The 267-nt window shown below is 64.0% G+C and carries 1 protein-coding gene; it reads left to right on the plus strand.

The genetic code is table 11. From position 1 onward, the window contains the following. On the plus strand, nt 1-267 hold a 267-nt coding region (locus tag SM755_RS23755; protein ID WP_323174850.1), incomplete at both ends, for an aminopeptidase.

Here is a 267-nt window from a genome sequence, read left to right on the forward strand (position 1 = left end):
GGAACAACTCGTCGAGATCCTCGACCCGGCCAGTGAGGTCCGGATCGTCAGCGGCGACGAGACGGACATCTCGATGAACGTCGACGGGATGATCGCGGAGAACGACTGGGGCGACGTGAACATGCCGGCGGGAGAGGTGTTCACCGCGCCGGTTCCCGACAGCGTCGAGGGGACAGTCCTCTTCGATATGCCCGTGATGGTACAGGGCCGCGAAGTCGACGATGTCCGCCTCACGTTCGAGGGGGGTGAGGTAGTCGAACACAGCGC

This window comes from Natrialba sp. PRR66 (assembly GCF_034808065.1).
Classification (GTDB): Archaea; Halobacteriota; Halobacteria; order Halobacteriales; family Natrialbaceae; genus Natrialba; species Natrialba aegyptia.